Here is a 21,373-nt window from a genome sequence, read left to right as displayed (position 1 = left end):
GCAAAATAACCGTTTGCAATCCACTTAATTTCAAATGGATTAACGTTTAGCGTGAGCGGTAAACAGAACCGTTTCCCCCTCATCAAACTGGCATTGGTCACTGGCCGAGATCCCCCGAAGCAGCTGTCCGGCTGGAATGCCATGCTCCTTGGCGACTTGACGTAAGGTTTGAATCGTGACGCGAATACCATCGGCACTATGATCCACGTCTGGGTAATCGCCATCGGTCAGTAAGATGGGCAAATCTTTCACAAAATTAACCATCTGTTGCCGCTGTGCGTGTTTGGGGTCTGTACTTGAGTTCGCATTGGGCGCAATCGGCGTTTGCTTGCGCTCAGCTCTTGTGGCGAGCTCTTTTGCTTGGGCACTGGTTGTCTCAGTTCGACTCGGACGCTGTGAAGCCTCTTTGTTCTGAATTGCTGCCACTGATTCTTCGTCTTGTTTGGAGATGTCTATCAGTGCAGTAAGCCCCTTAGAAATCGATACTTTCAGTAGTAACCCTTGCTCCTGAACGCCATCCTTCGTAGTCACAGTTCTGGCCTTACGTGTCGGGTTTGCGGGATCTAGTTCAAGCCAATCTAATCGACTGAGTTCAGCAAGTAGTTTTCGGGGGGCACACCAAGGTCTTACGGCATCGGGATAGCGGATCAGGGCTTGCTCACCAACCATAATCAACGCACTGCTGGCCTCTGGGAGCCACGCCAAAGATTCAGGGAGATTCAATGAATCTGCATCGTACTGGTTTACGTTATTTGAGATAGCGCCATCATATGAATTGTTAGGCTTTTCACATCCATCACCCGGAACGTTTTCATTTTCCTCAAGGTGATTAACATCACTGGCATGACGAAGTTCATCATCTTGGTCGGACGATTTTGACGATGGCGACTCATCCGAATTACTGAGTTCGATTGATGATGACGCTTCAGGCAAGCCTGGCTGCTCACTGGAGCTACTCTGTGGCTCTGCTTGTGTTTGCTGTGTTGATTCCCACTCAGATTTGCTAAACAGTCTCACGCTACTTGGTACATTCGAGCTGAACAATAAATCGGCCTCAGATATATGCAGCATGGGTAGCCAGATTGGATTGCCGTCTTTGATCAGTACTTCAGGGGCAAGGCTTTCATATCGCTCATTTGAGGCGGATTTAGTGGCCAATCCTCGCTCAATGAGGATGTCCGCAAGGGTATCGGGATCTCTTGGAATGCCAGGTATCTTGTCTTTAGCCAATAGCTCAATGATGTCCTTAGCCGCGCTTTTCCAAACCAGGTAAAGATCGGTTGATTGATTCGATTTTCGTATCCAAACTCTGGCATCTCGTTGATTGACCAACCACTGGGAACTGGCAAGCAATCGCCTCATGGCATCAAGTAGATAGCGTTCGACTGGGACTCCAAGGGCATTGTCGTCAACGGAAATGCGTTGAGCTTTCAGGTCTCGCTGGACACTGGTTTGGTCAGCTTCAATAACCAATTTGGACAGGACATGCTCGGGATCGGTATTGCCAATTGCTTCCAGCATGGCTTGCAAAATTTCAGGGCCCGGTTGGGTTAACCAGGCGAGCAACTCAGGTGTCATCACCCGGTTTAATACCAAAATTGAAAATTGCTCGTGCCGCTTGCACCGTCCGTCGCGCCAGCGAATGAAATAGCGTTCAATGCTGTTGTTACTGGTCCACTGGGATAAGGTCTCTAAAAAAGGGTTCCACTGATAGCGTCCATCTTCGTCTGTAATGGACAAGTCTGAAACAGGCTTACCAATATCATGGAACAAACCGCCTAATGCCGCCGCAACACGCCACCTTGGCTCTAGCTCTTTTTTCTCAACCGGTGTGCCACTGGCAACAAAGATGATCCCTTCAGCAGCTTGTGCCGCCCAGAAAGCAACTTCCAACGAATGACGTAATAAACCACCAGCGCCACTGTGATGATGATGCTCAGAAGCTGGCAACAAATGAACATAAGCAGCCAGATGATCAATGCAGGGCTGAATCAGCCTTTGAAACTCACGCTGATTAAAGCCAAGTACTTGGCGCAGTTTGGCAATTAGCTCGTCTTGTGTGGACTGCAAATCCTCGGGTGACGCAGCTGGCAACCCCTTCAGGAATGGCGGATAGCGTGGAATGTCTGCATCCAGTTGCGATGACAGCTCTGGTAGTGCTTTGGTTTGAAAAAATAGTTTTTTGAACATAGTGAACCTCCGACACGATAGTGTGAAGGTTCAATCTGGCGTTGCCGGTTGATTAGACTAAAAAATCCGATATGTATTAACACATACGCCAAAAAATGCTGAGGGAGCTGATTAAGCTAAGGCGTATTTCTACTTGGCCTTTTAGTTTTTTTCCCAACTCTCCTTTTGGGTTTTTCAATCGGTGTAAAAGCTTCTTGTAGGTGATCGCGAAACCATCGGCGGCGCTCAACTTGACGAAACTCGTTCAAGACAAACCGATAGTCACACGAGCCAAGACGATCACCACAACCACATGGACAAGGTAATTTATTTGCCTCACGCTTGCGCAAACCTAACGCTTTCAGTGCCCGTAGAACCGATGCTTTACCATTAACATTGAACAACTGAGAATAATCATCAATCAGGCCTTTCTCACCATGGTCCAGTTCGCCATAGGGAAAGTTGCCAAATTCAACCCTATGGGACACCGAATAAAGAAACCTGACAACAATCTTTTCGAAAAAGGTTGTCAATGACGAGTCGGCTTTCAAAATTGACTTAATTTTCAGGTCTGAGCCAAGACAAAATGATCCATCAGAGTAAGTATGGAAGTCCTGATTACGAGGAAAGTAACCAGCTGTATCAAACACCACTGGTAAAGCCCTAGGATACTCACTTGGGCATACAATCCTTAGAGAAAATGTTCGCTCAATAAACCGACTTCCAGCTAGCTGTGCTTTTAACTGATACTCTCCCTGCAACTCAATCTTATCTGCATGGACATCTACTAATCTAATGTTCGGATAGGCCGAGAGAAAAGCCTCTAGGCCCACAGCCTTCCAGTGCTTCATCTATTGCTTAAACCATGGCTTTGGATCAGATGATTGAATTGCGAAAGTTGGTTTTGTTGTCACCGCAGGAATACCCAATAGACGTGCTACCGAACTTGAATCAAGCTTCAAATCCAAACCATTTTGCGCCGCATTTACTATTCGTTGCGTATCATCACTTGAGCAAAGAGCACTAAAGTCAGCTCTAGCTTGATACAGCCATTTATAAAAGTTTTCTTGTAATCGGTATTGAGCAGATTTTTCGTCATACCACTTGTCTGCAAAATCTTCGGCTGGGTTGACTGGGTTCGGAATCATTGGCGCTTGTGCAGAAATATGGTCATCCATCTCGGAGAGCACCGTATTCAACGCTGAAGCCAAATCACTTTCACCTTTATACGATTTAGCCGCCAATGTAGTGATGATTACCGATATTGGCTTACTATCCTCATTGTTTTTAAACATAGTGTCACGATGACGCTTCAATAATTGGATAACCTGCTGTAAGGGTGTCTTCCATTGATAATATGGCAGACTATCTATACTGGCTTTAAATCGCATTTCACGTTCGTTTATCACTAACCGTGCCGTCTTCATGCGCGTTTCAAACCATCGAGCATATCCTTCAGGATTGCTGATACGCCAGTTTTCATTCACAACTGCATAAGTGGAATCTGTGTTGTCGGTAATCGAAACTGCAAGCTGAGACACGTTTTGAGCCAAGTTTTCATCAAACTTAGAGTTTTCGACCATCCGCTTTTTCAACAGTCCTCTTCCTGTATCACTCTCTGGCACACACGGAACTATGTCCATGTGAAAGCTAAGCCCATCGGCATACTCTAAGCGCCAACAGCGTTTCTTCTCGGCTAGCTTTTCCTTAATTCCTCTGGCGTTTCGATAAAGCTCTAATTCATGACCCACTAGGTGCTTTAGTTGCTTTTGAGTGATAGACGTTTTATCCAGGCCACGCCGAAGATTGCACCCCATGTCTAGGTCATACTGTTCTTCTGAATCGGGCCTAATCGCCGTACCTAGACGAAAGGAACCTTGAGAAAACACGTGGGGATCAAAATTCACGCATGTTGACTCTGGGCGATGTAACCAATCACCTAGATCCTTATAGCGTTTTTCAGCCTTTTCATAAGCACTGTCTGGTAGCTCAATTTTTTCCAGAATTGTGTTTAGAACGTCGTTACTTTTAGTATTACTCATGTAGATCTCCTCGAAGCTCGACTGCCATTACGAATTGTTGTGTTTTTATGTCGTGGTCATAAATAAGCCATGGCATATCAGCCTTAGGCATTCTGGCCCGTCCTAATTCGACGGCACACGATACTGGCATCACAGGAAAAATTTGCAGTGGCGTCGCATCCCCGTGTGTATTTTTGATTTCAACAATCAGCTTTCTTATGCACTTTCTGAACAAGGAGAGCTGCTGCTTTGACTGCATGAAATCATTATGAGGCTGCTTGATAGTCACTTCCCAAATCGATGTATCTGGCCCTATAACCCGAGTAATTCGCTCATGCGACACATGGTCACTCAAAGAAAGTACCAGGGCTGGCTTTCCCTCCATATTCTGAGGTCTGTTGATGATGTACTCAAAATCATCTGAACAGTCTTGCCAAAACCAGCCTTTAGGCTCTCGATGCAGCTGATAAGTCTCGACGTCAATTTTGTCGGTGAGCAAAGCGCCAAGTTTTATTAACAATGGTTGAGGAGCTAACGCGAACAATGAAAAATGCTTACATGAATCCTCTTCGATAATCGATGAAATTTTACTTTGAAAACGCTTCGTTAGGTGTTGCGACTCTGCTTGCCAATATTGTTCAGAGTGATCCTTCAGCTCTGATACCATGGATAGGGTCACTGGCTTTTCAGTTGCCGGATACCAATTCGGAAACATTGCCTCAACACAACCGTGATAATTAATCGGTGATCTTTCAGTTCCAATATTGGCACCATATAAAACAACATTTGATTTGCGATCAGGATCAATGCCTGTGAGTATTTCTATACGTTGCTCATGCTGCATTTTCCAACTAATCAAGAGATCGGCTGGATACCTATCCTCGCTGCCTTTCTGATCAATTTTTTTGTGACAGTCATAGCACATCAACATGAGGTTGCTGACGTCATTCAAGCTGGTTGGCTTAGTTTTAAAGAGTCCCCAACCACGAGGCCCATTCTCAGAAAATGCGTAAATATGAGCATTTTGAGAGACATTGACCGATTCCTGGGTCACCGCTGATTTGTATAGCAACTTATTACACCCGCTAAACTGACAACGCGCAGCGGCACGAGCCCAAAGTTCTCGCTCAACAGGGCGTTTAATGTGCCTCGTGACTTCAACGACCATTCAAAACTCCTATAGTTTGCCAATTAACGGAAGTGAGCGCGGTGTTGTCGCATCACAGAGCAAATGGCTTACATAAGCACATCCGGCGATTAGCCCCAGCCCGCGAAGACACTTATCAATTGCCTCTTCCGGTTGCCACTCATACAAATGTTTGAGACCAACACCTAGTGCAGTTAACACCAATAGACTGTGGCAAAACTGGCGATGGTGAGGGTTACCCAAAGAGGGTTCCAGAATATCTGGAAGCTTGCCAAATAGAGAGCCAACCGTAATGGCAGTTACAGGATGGTGACTGACAGCTTGTTTTTTGTTGTCCGCAAAGGCAACGGTTAAACCAACCGCAGCCCCGACGGCCAAATGGGTTTTACCATTAGCCAAACTATTTCTCCTTCCTGACACCTTTAAAAGGTGTTTTGTCGGATGTCTTTACATCCATGAATCGACCAGTATCAGCATCTCGCTTTACCCAATGTCCGCTTGGCGTCTGAGTCTGAGATCTACCTTTAACGGCACCGTTTCTGTGTCCGTCACCTGATGGGGGATTTGTAGCCATAAAGCCTCCTATTCTGCTTAACTTAATCACATTTATCAGATATTAATAAAAAAGATCCAAAGGATCTGATCAAATAATAAACTTCAATTCTGCTTAACGCAAGCAGATTAACCAGAAAATCAAAAAAAACTACAAAATTGATCGGTAGACAAATTCCAGTCCACCTGACTCTGCCACTTCTTTTTGACCTAACACAAGACCTGTAGCATGAAGCTTCTTCAATCGACCACTGGCATTCTGTGCTGAAATGTCAAAGTGCTTAGATACATGTGACGAAGTCACTGTCTTTTTTGCAATAACAAAATCTAGAAGCTCTTTGACAGTCGCACTGAGTTTTATACCAAGTACTTCGTAACCGCTATCGCTCTTTACTAGAAGAGGTTGATCCTTGGCTGTAGCGCCATAAGACCAATTATCCAGAAGGTCACGACTCGGTACATTAGAAAGGTAAAAACCTTTTTCTCCTTTCAATGCTTTAGCCAACGAGATTACACTTTCACGAGGAAATGAAGCATCAGTGAATCGAATGCCTTCCAAGCTGATAGCAAAAATATCGCATGATGGGTGACCATCAACGATCTTTTTAATCTTCACATAGGCTTCACTACCTTCATCGTTACCAAAGGCATGGTCAGAACCTACGACTTCTGAAAGAAGAATTTTATGAGTTAACTGTTTCATCTGCTTAAGTTGACACTATTTATCAGAAATTGTCAACATAGAAGTCAAAACAGATATGGGTTCCTGTGATAGGGAACAACCCTCGATCTTCAGAAACATTGATGAGTTGACCCTTCGAGTATTCCAAAGCCAATGAGAAAGTGAGCTGCCTAATAACAATGATAACTTTCTCTTTACTAGCGTGCTCTCGACTACTCTTGAAGCCTAACCCCCGGCCTTTACCAAAGCGACTAACCTCACCAGATGTAAATGCTTTTTGAACGAGCGCAATGTCATTCTCAACAGTTTCCGCTGAAAACTGTGCGTACAACTTCGGATGTTCACTTTGTAACGTTGTTCTCAAAGTAGCGGCAATACCTAAACCAGAGTCGGATATGACTGTTTGAATATGCTTTGGTTTATTATACGGTCGATACACTTGCAGACCTGCTAGTCCAGGTATTTTGGATTCACTGTGATCAGTAACGTTGCCTACAAGCTCTGAAAAAACAGTCTTAGCCGCTAAGAAATAGCTAGCTGAAGAATGCTCTACAAACCTGTCGCCCAAACGAATTACAAGCTCCTTGTTTTGGATTGGCTGTGCAATTTCGCCTAGTTCGACCAAGGTATCGCTATTATCCCGATAAGTTTTAGCAGCTGACAAAACGGGCCTTTCAGGAAGACAAGTGACACTTTGATTAAGATAATCAAAGAAGCCATTTCTGCTGAAAAAACTGTGAGTATTAGGACATGCTGTAGTATCCATCACCACATCCTTCCCATTAGCAGTAAGCTGATTCGCGAGAGCAAGAAAACGGGCCAATGCTATCAGCAAAAACTTACAATCGATGCCGAATCTAAATGTTATCTTGTTTGCATCTTTTTGATACGCAAGCTTACCGATAGCACTCTCAAAGGCTTTCTCATCAATCCAACCTGTACCGAAATCAATTTCCACATGCTGAGCCCGTATCAAGCACCATTCATGATTTGAGTTTTTCACAAACGTATCCTGGTTTTTGTGAAGAAACGAGTTCACTTGGGACTTATCCAGCCCTAGCTCCTTGGCAATTTGACGTCCTTTCAGGCCTGGTGACCCATCTAATAACTCTGAGACTGCCTTCAGCAAACCATCACTCCTTTCTACCTACCTACATACCTACCATTCGTTGCATACTTTGCGTCCACGAGGCTTTAAATGCTGAATCTCCTGCGAACAACTTGTAGAGCTCAAGTTCATCTTTACGGCGTTGCAGCATAATTTCCTTGAGCATTTTTTCGAAGGCCAAATCTCGATTATGAGGATCTGGGTTGTTTTTGTATTTAGATTCAAAATCTGGGTGATTGCGGATACTCTCAGCGATGTTCACGAACTTAACCTTTTGCTCTTCAGGTGTGGCACTCCAGCCTTGGAACCATCGTTCATTAAATGTGCGAATGATTTCATCCAGCGGGTCAGTTTCTTTTTCACCGCCATGCGCCCCACGTGGGTTCGGATTTTGAGGATCAAGCTCCGCTTCTTGGTCACTAAGTTTAATGCTGTGGTTAAGCTTCACACGTTGCAAACCGTATGAACTCAGATCGACAGAATCGAGAAGCTCATCAATAGCATCAGCATCGGGATCTTCCACTTTCAATTTCGGTATTAAAAACTTCAGGAACCAAAACAGTTTTTCCCAGCTGACCATTTCATAAGGCATGATAGACGCCATCTGCCCATAGATTTTCACGAACTGCTTGGCTTTAATCTTAAAGTCCACTTTAGCTTCAGCTTCAAGCTCCAGCTCATGGTCAAACCGTGCTGCTGCAACATCAATGATTGGACTGAGTGTCTGGGCGTCTTCATTCTTGAAATAACGCGTAACAAAGTCTTCAACTTCATACCATTCGTACACACCGACATCGTCCATTTCATCTTTCAACTCGTGCAGCACGTTTATATCTGTAGCTTGGGACAATGACGTTGCTGTGTAGAAAGGATCGAATGCTGACTGAATATCTTCAACCGAGTTGAAAAAGTCCAAAACAAACAGGTCTTCTGTTTTTTTACCCCATTTAGGCGCACTTCGATTGAGACGAGATAATGTCTGTACACACAAGACACTGGCGAGCTTCTTATCCACATACATGGCGCAAAGCTTAGGCTGGTCAAAGCCAGTCAGATACTTGTTAGCAACCACTAAAAGTCGATACTCATCGGTATCAAACATATCTTTGGTATCTGACTCGGCAAAACCATTAATATCTGCTTCGGTATATTCAATACCATCAACTTCTTTGGTTCCTGAGAAAGCAATGGCAACTTTAAAGGGGTTCCCTTGCTCCTCAAGTATTCGCCTTATCGCTTTGTAGTATCGAATGGCCGTCTCAATATTTTGAGTGACCACCATTCCTTTACCTTTACCCTTGAGCTTTTTCGCATTCACGACATGTGGAACAAAATGCTCCAGCATAATCTCTGCCTTGGTATCAATCGTTTGCTGGCTTCGCTCTACATAAGCTCTGAGTTTTTTCTGCGCCTTTTTGGTATCAAACTCAGGGTTATCAGCGATTGATTTCTCAATCTCATAATAACTTTTGTACGTCGTATAATTTGCGAGCACATCCAAGATGAAACCTTCTTCAATGGCTTGTTTCATCGAATACAAGTGAAACGGCTTGAAAGAGCCATCTTCTTGGCGCTGACCAAATTTCTCCAAAGTGCTGTTTTTTGGTGTAGCGGTAAATGCCAAGTACGATGCATTCCCGCGCATCTTGCGCGATTTCATCGCCTGAAGGATTTTATCCTGAGCATCTTCTGCCTCTTCGATTTCAGACTTGCCCATCGCTCGGTTCATATTGTCATGCGCCGAACCAGACTGTGAGCTGTGTGCTTCATCAATAATCACCGCAAAGCGCTTGTCACTAAGATCGGCGATACCATCAATAATGAACGGGAATTTCTGAATCGTCGTTATGATGATCTTTTTGCCATTTTCGAGCGCCTGCTTAAGCTCAGAAGACTTGTTCGCCGGGGCAATAATGTTCTTTACTTCAGAAAACTCTTTAATGTTATCCCGCAGCTGCTTGTCCAATAGGCGTCTATCGGTAACCACAATTACAGAGTCAAATAACGGCTGCTCCAAGCTTTTTCCGCCTGCCACATCAGACGAAGCAGGATAGGTTTCAATTAACTGATAAGCAGCCCAGGTAATAGAATTAGACTTACCTGAACCGGCAGAGTGTTGAATTAAGTAAGTCTGACCGACACCGTACTGGGCGGCATGGTCCACCAATTTTCTCACCACATCTAATTGGTGGTATCGAGGAAAGAACAGAGTTCGCTTTGGTAATGGATCTTTGCTTGACCCATCCAGACGCACAAAATGCTGAATAATATTCGCCAAGCTTTCTTTGGTGAATACTTCTTGCCATAGGTATGCCGTTTTATGGCCAGTTGGGTTCGGCGGATTGCCTTGTCCAAGATTGTGACCTTTATTGAACGGCAAGAAGAAGGTACTGCCACCTGATAACTTGGTGGTCATATACACTTCGTCGGTATCGACCGCCATATGCACTAGGCAGCGGCCAAAGGTCAGCAAGGCTTGCGCTGCATCTCGATCATCCCGATACTGCTTTTGGCCGTGATAACGTGCTGTTTGCCCCGTCCATGCGTTCTTCAACTCCAGCGTTATCAATGGTATTCCGTTGATAAACAATACCATGTCGATTTCTTGTAGGGGATTTGCCATGGAATAGCGCACTTGGCGAGTACAACTAAACACGTTGTCTGCAAAGTTTTGCTTTACCTTCTCACTACTGCTTGCCAAAGGGGCTGGATAGAGCAAATTGAAATGAGCATCGTCTACGCTTAGCCCTTTCTTAAGTAAATGCAGAATGCCATGCTTCTTAATCAGTCGGTCAAATCGTTCGAGTAACTTACGCTGCCAATCTGAGGAGTTGTTCTTTTGCAGTTTGGCCAACTCTTCTTCTTGTGTCTTTTGCAGAAATTGCCAGAAAAAACGTTCATCAATGGCATATTGCATATTAAAGTCACTAGCAGCACCAATGAAGTATCCAGCACCCAGTGACTGCTGACTCAGCCCCTCTTTGAGCTCTTCAGTACTGATCCCAGCCAGACATTTCTCAATGGCCGACTCTAATGCTTGTTCATTGGTTTGACTGACCATAATTGTAAGTTCCCTTAATCAAAATTCTTCTGTTTCATTGCCTCAGCCGCTTTTTGCAGCGGTCCTTTTAAGGCTTTTTCTAACTTTGTCATCTGCTCTAAGTGCCACGCAACCGCTTGGGGCCACGTATCTTTATTAAACCCATCAGCTTTGGTCGAAAACTGAATACGGCAAGATTTCTTCTCATCCAGCCTCATCCACTCAAGTTCTGCACCAAAAGTATGTTCAATGTCCTGTTTGGACTGACTCAACAAGTCAAAAAGGTATTTATTCTCTTCGGTAACCCCACGGCTGATCCAAAGCTCTACTCGAAGCTCTTTTTGCAGAAATATCAGGTTATACGGACACCCACTTAACCCTGAGCCTGCTGATAACCAATGATCTTTGCTTGGGCTAATGTTGTTATAGAGTTGGCAAGCGCTTTTCTGAAACGCCTCTAAGGCACGCTCCCAGTATTCGCGCCGCACCGTATGGCGGTTTTTTAGTACCACTTCGGTGGTTTTTTCTTCCGCTTCCTTGGCATTAATGCCGATCATCAACTCTTTCGCTTCTGGCGTTGGGATGATCTGGTCAATATTAATCAGTAGCTGTTCACCCAGTGAATAAGGCGTGATTTTGAAGCAGGCAATGCTAATGCCTTGACCCAATAACCACAGCGCGGTGCTGGTCACTTCTTTGCGAAAGTTCGCCGCAACTAACATAATACGCTGGCTGTTACCCAGGTTGAGCTTTAACTCATCCAGATCGGGCGCATCCAAAAATTCACATATTCTCGCCGAAGCACTTGCAGGGGCATTTAACAGGTCAACCTCTCGGGTTACGGGCTCATAGCGGTCTAAGTACTGTTGGTAAATGTCAACGATTTGCGCTTTGGTTAAACTTGCACAGTAAGAGGCATATTTAAGCGCCTGCCACACCACATCGCGGCCACTGTCGTCCAGCTTGTTTTCAATAATGACCAAGTTGCCATCTTTATCCAGTGCCAGTAAATCTAAGCGTTCACGGGTGTCATCAAAGCCATCGAACTCTTTTTGAATAATCAACAACTCTTCACCGAGTGCGGAAGGTTCGTGTGCCAACCACTCCTGAAGATGCTTGCGCTCAGTAAAGCCCAACTCACTGAATCTCTTCGTCTTAACCGGACTAATCCTATTGGTCTGATGATTTACCGTGAACATATGCGCGTCCTATTGCTCAACCATTTCCGGGGTGATTTTTATTTTTCCTGTCACGGCGCTGTTGATCAGGGTGGTTTTGTATTCTTTGAGTTTTTCGATTTGAGCTTTCTGTAGAGAAATATTCATATCAAAAAGTTCGTTTTGCTTGTCGATAAATGAAGAAATTTTAATTTGTTCTTCAAATGGTGGATTAACTATATTTAAATTTCCGATAAAATCGGAACTTGCTCTTGGCATTTTTGACCCATAAGTTGATGCATCAACCACACTAATAAACCCATTCGACAGCATTAGTTTTGAGAAGAAGGCATTACTACCTCTCTTCACTTCGTACACTAAAAACTCTGTGGAACAAACCCCTTCAAAATCAGCGACATAAACTTTTGCCAAGTAAGGGCGTAATTTACCGAATAAAATATCCCCAACTTGAAAAAATGTTGACAGGCCGTCGGCTTCAGATTTTATTTCATTCTTTGTTCCATCAAAGGAGTTAACACACTCCATCCCCAAATATTCTAAATTGCTTTTACCTGCTTCTATCTTTAAATTTTTCAGTTTTAGTATGTGTTTTAGAGGCTTGATTTCCCAATGCTCCGGTATCTCCCCAATCCAATCCACACCGGAGTCTTTCATTGGCACATTGGGATCAAGCCCTTGGGTCACCGCCTGTTGGATGATGATCTGCTTACGCTCTTTGAGCAGGTTAATTTGCTGCTCTTTGATAGCAATCGCGTCGTCGATTTGAGCGGTTTTCTTGTCTAGAAAGTTGGCGATACGGGTTTGTTCTTCTAGTGAAGGAACAGATATAGTAATCGTCCGCATTTCATCGTATCGAGTAGTCCACAAATCTGCGACAATTCCACGTCCAACACGATAGTATTCCTCAATAAATGCATGACTTTTCAAAAGGTGCTCTGAAAACTTTGGATGAATCCCTTTTGGTTTAAGTACTATATTTATAAGCGATACTGATCCATCTCTGTCAGATACTCCACTAGAACCCTTCCGATCAGAGCGGCTATTTATAACAAAGTCACCCTCTTTTACTAGCTTCCTGTTATCGCCATCTTTTGTTTTGGCCGCATTATCCAATTGAGGTAGAACGCCTTTTTTTGTTACGGAGAGTGCAGGGTAGTCTATGTCTGAAACTTTAGATCTACGCTCATTAAAGCGAGTGCCTAATCGTGTTAATTCCCAAGAGGCTGGTACTCGTCCCAACCATTCAACCCCAGAATCTACATAATCGTCATATTTCGGCATCAATGCTAAACGTTCCATTACGCTTCTCCCTGAACTTCCGCCACGTTCACACCCAATATCTGCGCAATAAGACCTTCGGCTTTTTGTTCCAGGTTGATGATGTCGGTTGCCACCTCTTCTAAACTACGCAGCGGTTTATGACGGTAGAAATACTTATTGAAGCTGATTTCATAACCAATTTTCACCGTATCCAGGTTTATCCACGCTTCATCAACATGTGGCTTCACTTCGTCTAGGAAGTACTGGTAAATGCTTTGCTTCAGCGGGACAGATTCTGTGTCTCGCAGGTCTGAGTTGGTTTCGTAAGTGATGAACTCGCCCTTTTTACCGCCTTCTTCTCTAGGAACGGGGTAATAACCAAAATCTGGCAGGTCAGCGACTTCACACTCGTAGCGCTCCAGGAGGTCGTCTAATTTATCACCCGTTAATTTAACTACCTTTTTAACCACTTTCTTGGCGGTTTCGTCATACCAGCTCACCGCGTTTAGGATGGCATTTTTCTCAGGTGCTGAAAGCTTAATGGCGTGGGCTTTTAGTGATTTATCAACTTGGGTTTTAAAGCTATTGAAGTCATCAAATTCATTGCTACCGATATCAGCCATCAGCGTTTGTGCCGTTTCAAGCAATGCTTTTAGCGCCAGCCAATGTTTCACATCGAGCAGTTTTGCCTTAGCCTTTGCATTGAGACTGATGTCGTTATCTTCACACCAAGAAAGAATGTCCTTCTCAATGGATTTTAAGAAGCTCTTTTTCTGATCAGACCCGTAGCCAGTTTTTTCGTAAACACGTTCGCCGTGCTCTGCGTAAACGTGCTCCATCACTTCACTGAGCTGCTTATCAAAACGCAGTGGGGCTATTGCGTCTTGAGTGAACTTGGCTCTGCGGCGATCTGGGCGCTCGATAGTGACTTTGTAGTAGCCAAAATCGTCATTGCTAAACACCTTGCTGGCGATGCCGATCGGATCATTGTTTGCATCAAGTGCTCTTTCAACATCCATACACGCCAGGTAAGTATCGGTAATTTCCGTAATGTGCTCAGGTGCAAATTCGCAGTTTTTGTTACCTAAGTTCTTACGCAACTTACGGTATAGCAAGCTGGCATCAATCAGTTGCACCTTACCTTTACGTGCCTCAGGTTTATTGTTGTTCAACACCCAAATGTAAGTGGTAATGCCGGTGTTGTAGAACAGGTTATTAGGTAACTGAACGATGGCATCTAGCATGTCGTTTTCAATGATGAAGCGACGAATGTTACTTTCGCCACCGCCCGCATCACCGGTAAAGAGCGATGAGCCGTTATGAACAGAAGCAATCCGGCTGCCTAATGGGCTTACACTCGGATCTTTCATCTTGTTGACCATTTCCATTAAGAAGAGCAGCTGGCCATCACTTGAACGTGGCGTGGCATCTACCACTTCGAGATTTCCCCAATAGTCTTTCAGGCTAACCTTAAAACGAGGGTCAATCACATCACTGCCGTCTTTAATGTGCTTCTGTTCAGACGCCCAACTCTTACCATATGGCGGGTTAGACAACATAAAGTCAAAGCGTGAAGCCGCGAACTCATCGGTAGACAAGGTTGAGCCTACTTTGATGTTCTCAGGGTTGTTACCTTTGATCATCATGTCCGATTTACAAATCGCGTAGGTTTCGTCGTTGATCTCTTTGCCGTAAAGGTAAACATCACGGCTGTCGTTCGGGTATTTCTCTTCAATGAAGTTTTGAGATTCAGTCAACATACCACCGCTACACACGCAGGGTCATACACTGTCATGGTAAGCGGCAACTGGTCTTTCACTGGGTCGAACACCAGGTGCGTCATCAATTCAATCACTTCACGTGGTGTAAAGTGTTCACCTGCTTCTTCGTTGTTTTCTTCGTTGAACTTGCGGATCAACTCCTCGAACACGTAACCCATACCCAGGTTAGTAAGGGCTGGCATCTTGTTGCCATCTGGGTCTTCGACCGTTTCATGAGTTAGGTTGATGTAAGGGGAAACAAACTTTTCGACGACATCAAGAAGGACTTGCTTGGAGGCCATGTGACGAATTTGCGATTTGAGATTAAAGCATTCAATGATTTCTTTAACGTTATCGCTAAAGCCAAGCAGGTACTCTTCAAAGTTGGCGAGTAATATCTGTTGGTTATTCGTTGCGGTGTTGAACAGGGATTTCAGCGTCCATTTAGATGTATTGTAAAAAACATAACCACTGGCCGCTTTTAATGGTTCATCATCAAGCTCCGTGGCTTGCATCTCTTCTTTTTGGAACTTTACCTCTTCAAGCACGGCTTCTTTGGTAGGTTCTAGTAACGTATCTAAACGTCGTAATACCACCATAGGTAAAATCACATCGCGGTACTTACCGCGAACGTACACATCACGTAAACAGTCGTCGGCAATGTTCCAAATAAATGAGATGAGCTTGTTATGTACACTATGATCCATTTTCTTTTCCTGTTCAGTGTTGGTTGCATCCCACTAGGTTGCTGCAACGGCTTCACTATAAATTTAAAATTCTGTTCTTTATGTAACGTCTCAATGGTCGCTACATCGTTCGATTAACTTGTTCTACCCGGCGCAATACTTAAGTTTGTGACACCATAAAGAGCCTGGCTGTTACGCAACCAAAGCTGATACTCAAAGCCCATTAATGAGTGTTCCGTAGAACAATCCACATGCCATTGGCGTAGCAAATAGCCAGCGGTTGCTGCTCTAATCTCAACCTTTAGAACGCCACCCGTCATGCCATAGTCCAGCTCTATCGCTTCGCTGTGCTCAATACGTGGATGCGGCACTAACTCAAGCTCTACGAATCGGTTCCACTGTCGATCTTGGGTTTCGAGCTCACTTTCTTTGATAACAGAAGGCGACAAGGTTGAATCTTCAAGCACAACCGCAGCTTTAATGCGGGTCAATACAAAGTCACGGAACTCACCATGCTTGCGGTCAAAACCACGAACATGCCAACGCAGGCCATTGTCCACCAGCGTATGCGGTACAATTTCACGCGTTGTTTCACCGCTCGATAACGACACATAGGTGATACTCAAGGCTTTGCCTTTGTGGATGGCCTCGGTGACTTTCGCTACTATCGATAAACTCGGCTTGTTAAGGTGATAAGGCGCTTCACAAGCCAGAGGTGGTTTTACCTTTCCAGTGAAGCCATCGCCGTAGCCTTGGCTAATGGTTGCCAGAGTTCTCACAACGTCGTAGTCGAACAGGGGTTCAAATGCTTCACCACGCTTGTGCAACTTGAGCTTTTGGTCATACTCAATATTGCCTGGCGCAAGCTCTCTGTACATGGTGAAGTCTTTCGTTGCTTGTGCGGCAGCTATACTGAAGCGATCGACTAAGTCCGCCCGTACCGCTTCTCCCTTAAACAATAAGGTGAAATCAATGTGGGCAATGCGATCCCTGGTTGCTTGTGGCAACTGCGCTATCTGCGAAAGCCTATCTGGCTTTCCTTTCGCACTTTCTTTAGCGAGTGAACTCGCCACTACCGTTTTTTTCAGACCATCATTTGTCATGCGTCTTGTTTATCCAATTCAACCAGATTCTTAAAACTCTGTTTATAAAGTTCGGTCAGACATCACGTAATCACATTGAACGGCATGGCATAAAGCTGCTATTCATCCGCAATGGCTAATCAATCTCTACCGGTTGAAGCTGAACAGATGGCCATAAAACACTGAATAGGCTTCAACCTAATTAATTTTATTAGGTATCATCCTATCACAAATTATTTTGTAGGGAAGACTAAGCGGCAACTTTTTGATCTGGATTACAATTGCCGCTGAGTCATGAGCGTGAAGGCCTTGTTTCATGCCATTGCTGATAGCCGCTATCAATGCGCTACCCGAACCAGTGGCACCACGATGTTACCGCGATGCGATACCCCTTTGTCCGACTCTGTAGAGATCAGGGCTCGTTGCTCACTCTCTCGAACACGCCTGGCAACTTCTGCCTGGGCTGGTAGCAATGGCAGCATCCCTTCAGCAATCGCGTCCGGTGCAGATTCTTGGCCACAGGACATCAAATGCTTCCATGGATCTTTTAGAAAGCGCTCGAACGTGATGCCAAATTCAATGATGCGGGCAGAGACGAAGATTTCGCCCCAGTATTCAATGTAGGTGTCTTGGTACATGGAAAGATTCCTCTTGTTGGTTATATACCCTTCCTACTTGCAGCCGCAGCGGTGTTACCTGCATTCGCTCACCCCAATCACATAGAAGATCTATGCTCATGGGGACTCACTTACTTGCCGCCTAGCTGCAACACCAAGTAGTTTGGGTATAACGTAAGTTCACTTTCCATTTTCCAGAGGTTTTCAAATATGCAAGGCTTACCTTGTAGAGAGCTACAAAGCTTTAAATCGATTGCGAGCATCTTTGTAGTCATAGTGGGCATGTTCTGAGCCACGATGGTACAAATCATCCAGGTAAGTTTGTTCCTGCGGCAACTCGTCTTCGCTGATTTCGCGCCACCAATGTTTGTTGGCACCTTTAACACCGTCATGCCAGCGGTAACCGCGCTCTTTTAAATAGTCCTTTACGTCAAACGGCGCACCAAACGCACGAACTAATACAGTTCGCCTGTCTGCTTCAGACAACAAGTTTGCAACGGACTCGGGCAACAAATGAAACAACCAGGCCATCGCCAAACAATCGGTTGCAGCTCGGTGTCCTTCATAGAACCAACCTAAGCGAAGCAGCAGGTACTCAAGTTTTCGACTTTCAAAACCCAGCGCCTTCCAATCTATGCCACTGGCTGAACAGACCCAAGATAGATGTCCTAATGCAGCAAACCGCTTTTCAAAGAAAGGACGATCAAACTGTGCATTGTGTGCAACCACCAGCGGATCATCGGATAACCAACTCGCTACCAGTGAATCATCAATGTGCTGGCCTTGCACCATCTCATCAGTGATACCGGTTAACTCGGTAATCAGCTCGGGGATTGGCTTGCTGGGATCTTCATACAAGCTGATCACATCAACAATCGACACAATCCGCTGAGCAGAGGGGCTGTAAAGCACCTTTACCATACCAAGCTCAATAATGGACTCATCATCGGCAGACAGTCCAGTTGTCTCTGTATCGAGCAGCACCATTGGCTGTTCATCACCGACCATAGGCGAAAGTTCAAGTGGCCAGGACTGCGGTTCACGCGTTAATGGAATGCGCTCCAGCAATCTAAAATCTTCTGGCCTTTCTGGGATATCCGCGAGGCGCTCTAGCGGAAATGGCGCAGGGGCTCTTGTCATTGATGGTTCCTCTTCACTTCTATTGTTCGCTTTAGGTGATTTCACTGTGCCACAGGTTTTTCTAAATGCACCTTGGATACCTAAGCGTTTTTTTAATCTTTCTACTGGGTGAACCCATGTATGAAGGCTTTGGCTAAGCCTTTCAGAAAGCCTTAGCTAAACCCTTTAGGTAACCCTTACCGATACCCTTTACGTATGGCTTAGCCAACCCCTTTTCAAACGGTTGCAAAAGGCTTGAACTGAGTTCGACTGAGCATTTTAATGGTGCTCCTAACTTCGCTTTAAGCCAGTAAATTCAATACGAAGCAGAATTTTACTAACTGTTTTTAAACCCTTTGCAAAGGGTTCAACAAGCCTTGTCTGACGGTTACTTGACCCATGCGTTAACCAGTAGCAGTAACAGGATCAGTAACAGAAACAAGAGCAGTAGGCAGAAGCAGTAATGTCCAAGCCTTGCAGGCTTTGACGAGGGCGAGCTATCCCCACATCAAGCTTTTCAACACAAAAAAGAAATCACCCACGACACAACGTCTTACTCGAACAACACCAGTTTTACCTACAATTCTACTTGTAGAAATCAGCATAGCATTAGATACTGTATAAACAAACAGTATTAATTATGATTTTTCGAGGTTCGTCATGAGTGTCTCGCTGATAGGCCGTAGCGGCGCACTTGCCTTCATCAAAGCAAAGCGCCTTCGTATTCCATTGTTCATGGAACGTGTTTCTGCTGGTTTTCCCTCACCAGCGCAGGATTATGTTGAGCAAATGCTCGACCTCAACGAGCTGTGCATCAAGCGACCGGCTGCAACGTTCTTTGTGCGTGTTGAAGGTGATTCAATGATTGATGCCGGGATTCACCCAGATGATATTTTGGTGGTTGATCGCTCTGTCCAAGCAGAACACGGTGACATTGTCATAGCGGGAATCCATGGAGAACTCACGGTAAAGGAGCTTCAACTAAGGCCGTGCGTCATGCTGATCCCAAGAAACCAGGCGTATGAGCCCATTCATATTCCTGAAGGAACAGAGTTGGAGATATTTGGTGTGGTCACCAATGTGGTGCGAAACATGCGCCGTAAGTCGTGACTATCCCATGCCTGTGTTTGCCTTGGTGGACTGCAACAATTTTTACGCCAGTTGTGAGAAGCTGTTTCGTCCTGATTTAAAAGATACACCGGTTGTGGTGCTGTCCAACAATGACGGCTGCGTGGTTGCACGCTCGCGTGAAGCTAAGTTACTCGGTATAAAAATGGGTGTACCCGTCTTTCAGATCAAATCTGAAATGCTGCGTCATGGCATTTTGGCCTTTTCGTCCAACTATGCGCTTACAGTTGGGAAATACTTTAGACATCACATGTTGTAATGTTTCAGGTTGTATAAATTAGACGTCGAGATGAGGGGTGGTTACAATTTTTACTATTGGTTAAGAAATATCTTGAAAAAGTAGATGTATGAACGCGTAACCCCCTGGGGGAAGGCTTAGCAGTGTGAATAACGGATGATTTAGGTGTTAATGTGATTGAACAAAATAGGTCGTTTCCAGATGACTTCGGCTTTGACTATTGTCTTATGTGGATTAGTACGGAGAAATATCCCTCATTTATAAGTAGGCCACACCCTGACAGTGGCGAGATCATCCATGACGTTAGGGACAACTCAAAACCATTTGCTCATAAACTTCCAATTTTAATAGACCCCGATGGTATCAATGTGGTGCCAGTGAATCTATATCTTCACTCTTTGTTGGCAGACCCAGATATATCCTCCGATAAGACGATTCAATCCCATGCAGTTGCGTTATTGAGCTTCTATCGGTGGTTGAGCACGGAAATCCCCGAACATACACACCCAAGGACTGGCCTTCTGGTTGATGAAAAACCTCCGTTAACAATATATGACTGCACCGAGAAGGTAGAGGAAAGTCCAATCGTGAGATATCGAGACTATTTATTGGAAAACCTTTATACCAAGGATGAAACTGGAAAAGTCGGTGGTTCTCCAAGTACAGCCTCTAACTATGTTTTGAAAGTTGTCAATTACTTCATCTTCCTTCATCGCCAGCGGATCATTTCAATCAGCAAAACCTTTCGACCATTTGAGTTTAAGGCAAAGACTGTTCGCATAAGCAACAAAGGAAACAGAGCACAACATGAAATGCTCTCACATCTCAATCGCAGTCACAGTAAGGAAATTATTGTATACACCACAGGTCTCACTAGACCATTTAAGAACATAAAAAAACCTCAAGATGCTGATATTCGAGAGCTTAACCCACTTCGTGAAGATGAAAAACAAGAGCTTTATAAACACCTTGATATTGAAAATTCATCTGACACTAAAGCCCTAATGGTGTACTTAAAAACTGAAACGGGATTGAGATTGGAGGAATTAATAACATTTCCTGCCTCTGTCGTGGACAAGCCAAAAGCTAAAGTAGTTAAGGTGCAAATTGGTGAGAATATTAACGGTTGCTTAACCAAGTTCAAAAAAAACAGAACAATTGAAATCCCAGCCAGTGTCATGGATCTGTTGTACGAGTACAAGTTAAGTAAGGCGAGGAAGAAGGCTATTGAAAAAGGATTACTTCGCCATAACCACTTATTCGTTAAATCGAATGGCAATATCTACGCTCCAAACACCATTCAAAAGTATGTGGAAACTATCCGCAATGATTTGACACACTGTGGGCTTGATATTTATTTTGCCCCTCATGACTTACGAGCCACTTTCGCAACCGACTGGCTGTACAGCAAACATATGGAAACAGGTAAGCCCTTCGAGGCTTTGTTACAGGAGCTGGCTGATTTGATGGGGCATGAAAGCACCTCTACCACTCAAAAATACGTTAACTACATGAATGACAATAAAACATGGTTGGAATTCGCTCAGCGTAAAAATCAATTCGCACAACAATCGCTGAGGTGATGA

General features: G+C 44.5%; 16 protein-coding genes and 2 pseudogenes. 3 read left to right on the top strand and 15 right to left on the bottom strand.

The genetic code is table 11. From position 1 onward, the window contains the following. Positions 1-39 precede the first annotated feature (39 nt). The 15 genes and pseudogenes from mobH to BM528_RS09045 form a co-directional block, all read right to left on the bottom strand. On the bottom strand, positions 40-2,190 hold the full coding sequence (gene mobH, locus BM528_RS09110; protein WP_015066554.1) for a MobH family relaxase: 2,151 nt from the start codon (positions 2,188-2,190) through the stop codon (positions 40-42). Positions 2,191-2,306: 116 nt separating this feature from the next. Further along, complete coding sequence (locus BM528_RS09105) at positions 2,307-3,020, bottom strand: hypothetical protein (protein WP_015066553.1); 714 nt, start codon at positions 3,018-3,020, stop codon at positions 2,307-2,309. After that, the gene (locus tag BM528_RS09100; protein ID WP_015066552.1) at positions 3,021-4,211 is read right to left on the bottom strand and encodes a nucleotidyltransferase domain-containing protein; all 1,191 of its coding nucleotides are present in this window, start codon (positions 4,209-4,211) and stop codon (positions 3,021-3,023) included. It lies immediately after the preceding gene. Then, the gene (locus tag BM528_RS09095) at positions 4,204-5,358 is read right to left on the bottom strand and encodes an SAVED domain-containing protein (protein WP_015066551.1); all 1,155 of its coding nucleotides are present in this window, start codon (positions 5,356-5,358) and stop codon (positions 4,204-4,206) included. Before BM528_RS09095 ends, BM528_RS09100 begins: the two co-directional genes overlap by 8 nt. 9 nt (positions 5,359-5,367) lie before the next feature. Continuing rightward, complete coding sequence (locus tag BM528_RS09090; protein ID WP_015066550.1) at positions 5,368-5,736, bottom strand: metal-dependent hydrolase; 369 nt, start codon at positions 5,734-5,736, stop codon at positions 5,368-5,370. 1 nt (position 5,737) lies between these two features. Further along, positions 5,738-5,911: a hypothetical protein gene (locus BM528_RS18655; RefSeq protein WP_000224748.1), complete on the bottom strand. Its 174-nt coding sequence runs from the start codon at positions 5,909-5,911 to the stop codon at positions 5,738-5,740. Positions 5,912-6,040: 129 nt separating this feature from the next. Then, entirely contained in the window at positions 6,041-6,592 is a 552-nt protein-coding gene (locus BM528_RS09085) for a MarR family transcriptional regulator (protein WP_015066549.1), read from the bottom strand. A 22-nt stretch (positions 6,593-6,614) separates the two neighbouring features. Beyond that, entirely contained in the window at positions 6,615-7,700 is a 1,086-nt protein-coding gene (locus BM528_RS09080) for an ATP-binding region, ATPase-like protein (RefSeq protein WP_015066548.1), read from the bottom strand. A gap of 22 nt (positions 7,701-7,722) precedes the next feature. Further along, the gene (locus BM528_RS09075) at positions 7,723-10,740 is read right to left on the bottom strand and encodes a type I restriction endonuclease subunit R (protein ID WP_061094529.1); all 3,018 of its coding nucleotides are present in this window, start codon (positions 10,738-10,740) and stop codon (positions 7,723-7,725) included. Between the two features lie 14 nt (positions 10,741-10,754). Then, entirely contained in the window at positions 10,755-11,918 is a 1,164-nt protein-coding gene (locus BM528_RS09070; protein WP_015066546.1) for a DUF4268 domain-containing protein, read from the bottom strand. A 9-nt stretch (positions 11,919-11,927) separates the two neighbouring features. Beyond that, positions 11,928-13,196, bottom strand: a complete 1,269-nt coding sequence (locus tag BM528_RS09065) for a restriction endonuclease subunit S (protein WP_015066545.1) — start codon at positions 13,194-13,196, stop codon at positions 11,928-11,930. After that, positions 13,196-15,624 (bottom strand): annotated as a pseudogene (locus tag BM528_RS09060) (type I restriction-modification system subunit M). Before BM528_RS09060 ends, BM528_RS09065 begins: the two are co-directional and overlap by 1 nt. Positions 15,625-15,737: 113 nt before the next feature. Next, positions 15,738-16,706 carry a WYL domain-containing protein gene (locus BM528_RS09055; protein WP_015066543.1) on the bottom strand — a complete coding sequence of 323 codons (969 nt, stop codon included), beginning with the start codon at positions 16,704-16,706 and terminating at the stop codon, positions 15,738-15,740. Positions 16,707-17,023: 317 nt separating this feature from the next. Further along, the gene (locus BM528_RS09050) at positions 17,024-17,323 is read right to left on the bottom strand and encodes a hypothetical protein (RefSeq protein ID WP_015066542.1); all 300 of its coding nucleotides are present in this window, start codon (positions 17,321-17,323) and stop codon (positions 17,024-17,026) included. Between the two features lie 213 nt (positions 17,324-17,536). Further along, positions 17,537-18,442: a 3'-5' exonuclease gene (locus BM528_RS09045; RefSeq protein WP_015066541.1), complete on the bottom strand. Its 906-nt coding sequence runs from the start codon at positions 18,440-18,442 to the stop codon at positions 17,537-17,539. A gap of 639 nt (positions 18,443-19,081) precedes the next feature. Between BM528_RS09045 and umuD the strand changes: the two genes are divergently transcribed. The 3 genes and pseudogenes from umuD (at position 19,082) to BM528_RS09025 (ending at position 21,370) form a co-directional block, all read left to right on the top strand. Beyond that, positions 19,082-19,531, top strand: a complete 450-nt coding sequence (gene umuD, locus BM528_RS09035) for a translesion error-prone DNA polymerase V autoproteolytic subunit (RefSeq protein ID WP_015066540.1) — start codon at positions 19,082-19,084, stop codon at positions 19,529-19,531. A gap of 7 nt (positions 19,532-19,538) precedes the next feature. Further along, positions 19,539-19,772: pseudogene (locus BM528_RS09030) on the top strand (Y-family DNA polymerase); the annotation flags it as partial. Between the two features lie 188 nt (positions 19,773-19,960). Then, entirely contained in the window at positions 19,961-21,370 is a 1,410-nt protein-coding gene (locus tag BM528_RS09025) for a tyrosine-type recombinase/integrase (protein WP_061094527.1), read from the top strand. Positions 21,371-21,373: the final 3 nt, after the last annotated feature.

The sequence above is a fragment of the Alteromonas sp. RW2A1 genome (genome assembly GCF_001886475.1).
Taxonomy (GTDB): Bacteria; Pseudomonadota; Gammaproteobacteria; order Enterobacterales; family Alteromonadaceae; genus Alteromonas; species Alteromonas hispanica.
Note: the sequence above shows the minus strand (reverse complement) of the source record. Positions and strands in the feature narration are given on the sequence as shown.

What these genes read in the sequence shown, in the direction of transcription:
- mobH (WP_015066554.1), bottom strand. Translation starts at nt 2,190, where the DNA reads ATGTTCAAAAAACTATTTTTTCAAACCAAAGCACTACCAGAGCTGTCA.
- BM528_RS09105 (WP_015066553.1), bottom strand. Translation starts at nt 3,020, where the DNA reads ATGAAGCACTGGAAGGCTGTGGGCCTAGAGGCTTTTCTCTCGGCCTAT.
- BM528_RS09100 (WP_015066552.1), bottom strand. Translation starts at nt 4,211, where the DNA reads ATGAGTAATACTAAAAGTAACGACGTTCTAAACACAATTCTGGAAAAA.
- BM528_RS09095 (WP_015066551.1), bottom strand. Translation starts at nt 5,358, where the DNA reads ATGGTCGTTGAAGTCACGAGGCACATTAAACGCCCTGTTGAGCGAGAA.
- BM528_RS18655 (WP_000224748.1), bottom strand. Translation starts at nt 5,911, where the DNA reads ATGGCTACAAATCCCCCATCAGGTGACGGACACAGAAACGGTGCCGTT.
- BM528_RS09085 (WP_015066549.1), bottom strand. Translation starts at nt 6,592, where the DNA reads ATGAAACAGTTAACTCATAAAATTCTTCTTTCAGAAGTCGTAGGTTCT.
- BM528_RS09075 (WP_061094529.1), bottom strand. Translation starts at nt 10,740, where the DNA reads ATGGTCAGTCAAACCAATGAACAAGCATTAGAGTCGGCCATTGAGAAA.
- BM528_RS09070 (WP_015066546.1), bottom strand. Translation starts at nt 11,918, where the DNA reads ATGTTCACGGTAAATCATCAGACCAATAGGATTAGTCCGGTTAAGACG.
- BM528_RS09065 (WP_015066545.1), bottom strand. Translation starts at nt 13,196, where the DNA reads ATGGAACGTTTAGCATTGATGCCGAAATATGACGATTATGTAGATTCT.
- BM528_RS09055 (WP_015066543.1), bottom strand. Translation starts at nt 16,706, where the DNA reads ATGACAAATGATGGTCTGAAAAAAACGGTAGTGGCGAGTTCACTCGCT.
- BM528_RS09050 (WP_015066542.1), bottom strand. Translation starts at nt 17,323, where the DNA reads ATGTACCAAGACACCTACATTGAATACTGGGGCGAAATCTTCGTCTCT.
- BM528_RS09045 (WP_015066541.1), bottom strand. Translation starts at nt 18,442, where the DNA reads ATGACAAGAGCCCCTGCGCCATTTCCGCTAGAGCGCCTCGCGGATATC.
- umuD (WP_015066540.1), top strand. Translation starts at nt 19,082, where the DNA reads ATGAGTGTCTCGCTGATAGGCCGTAGCGGCGCACTTGCCTTCATCAAA.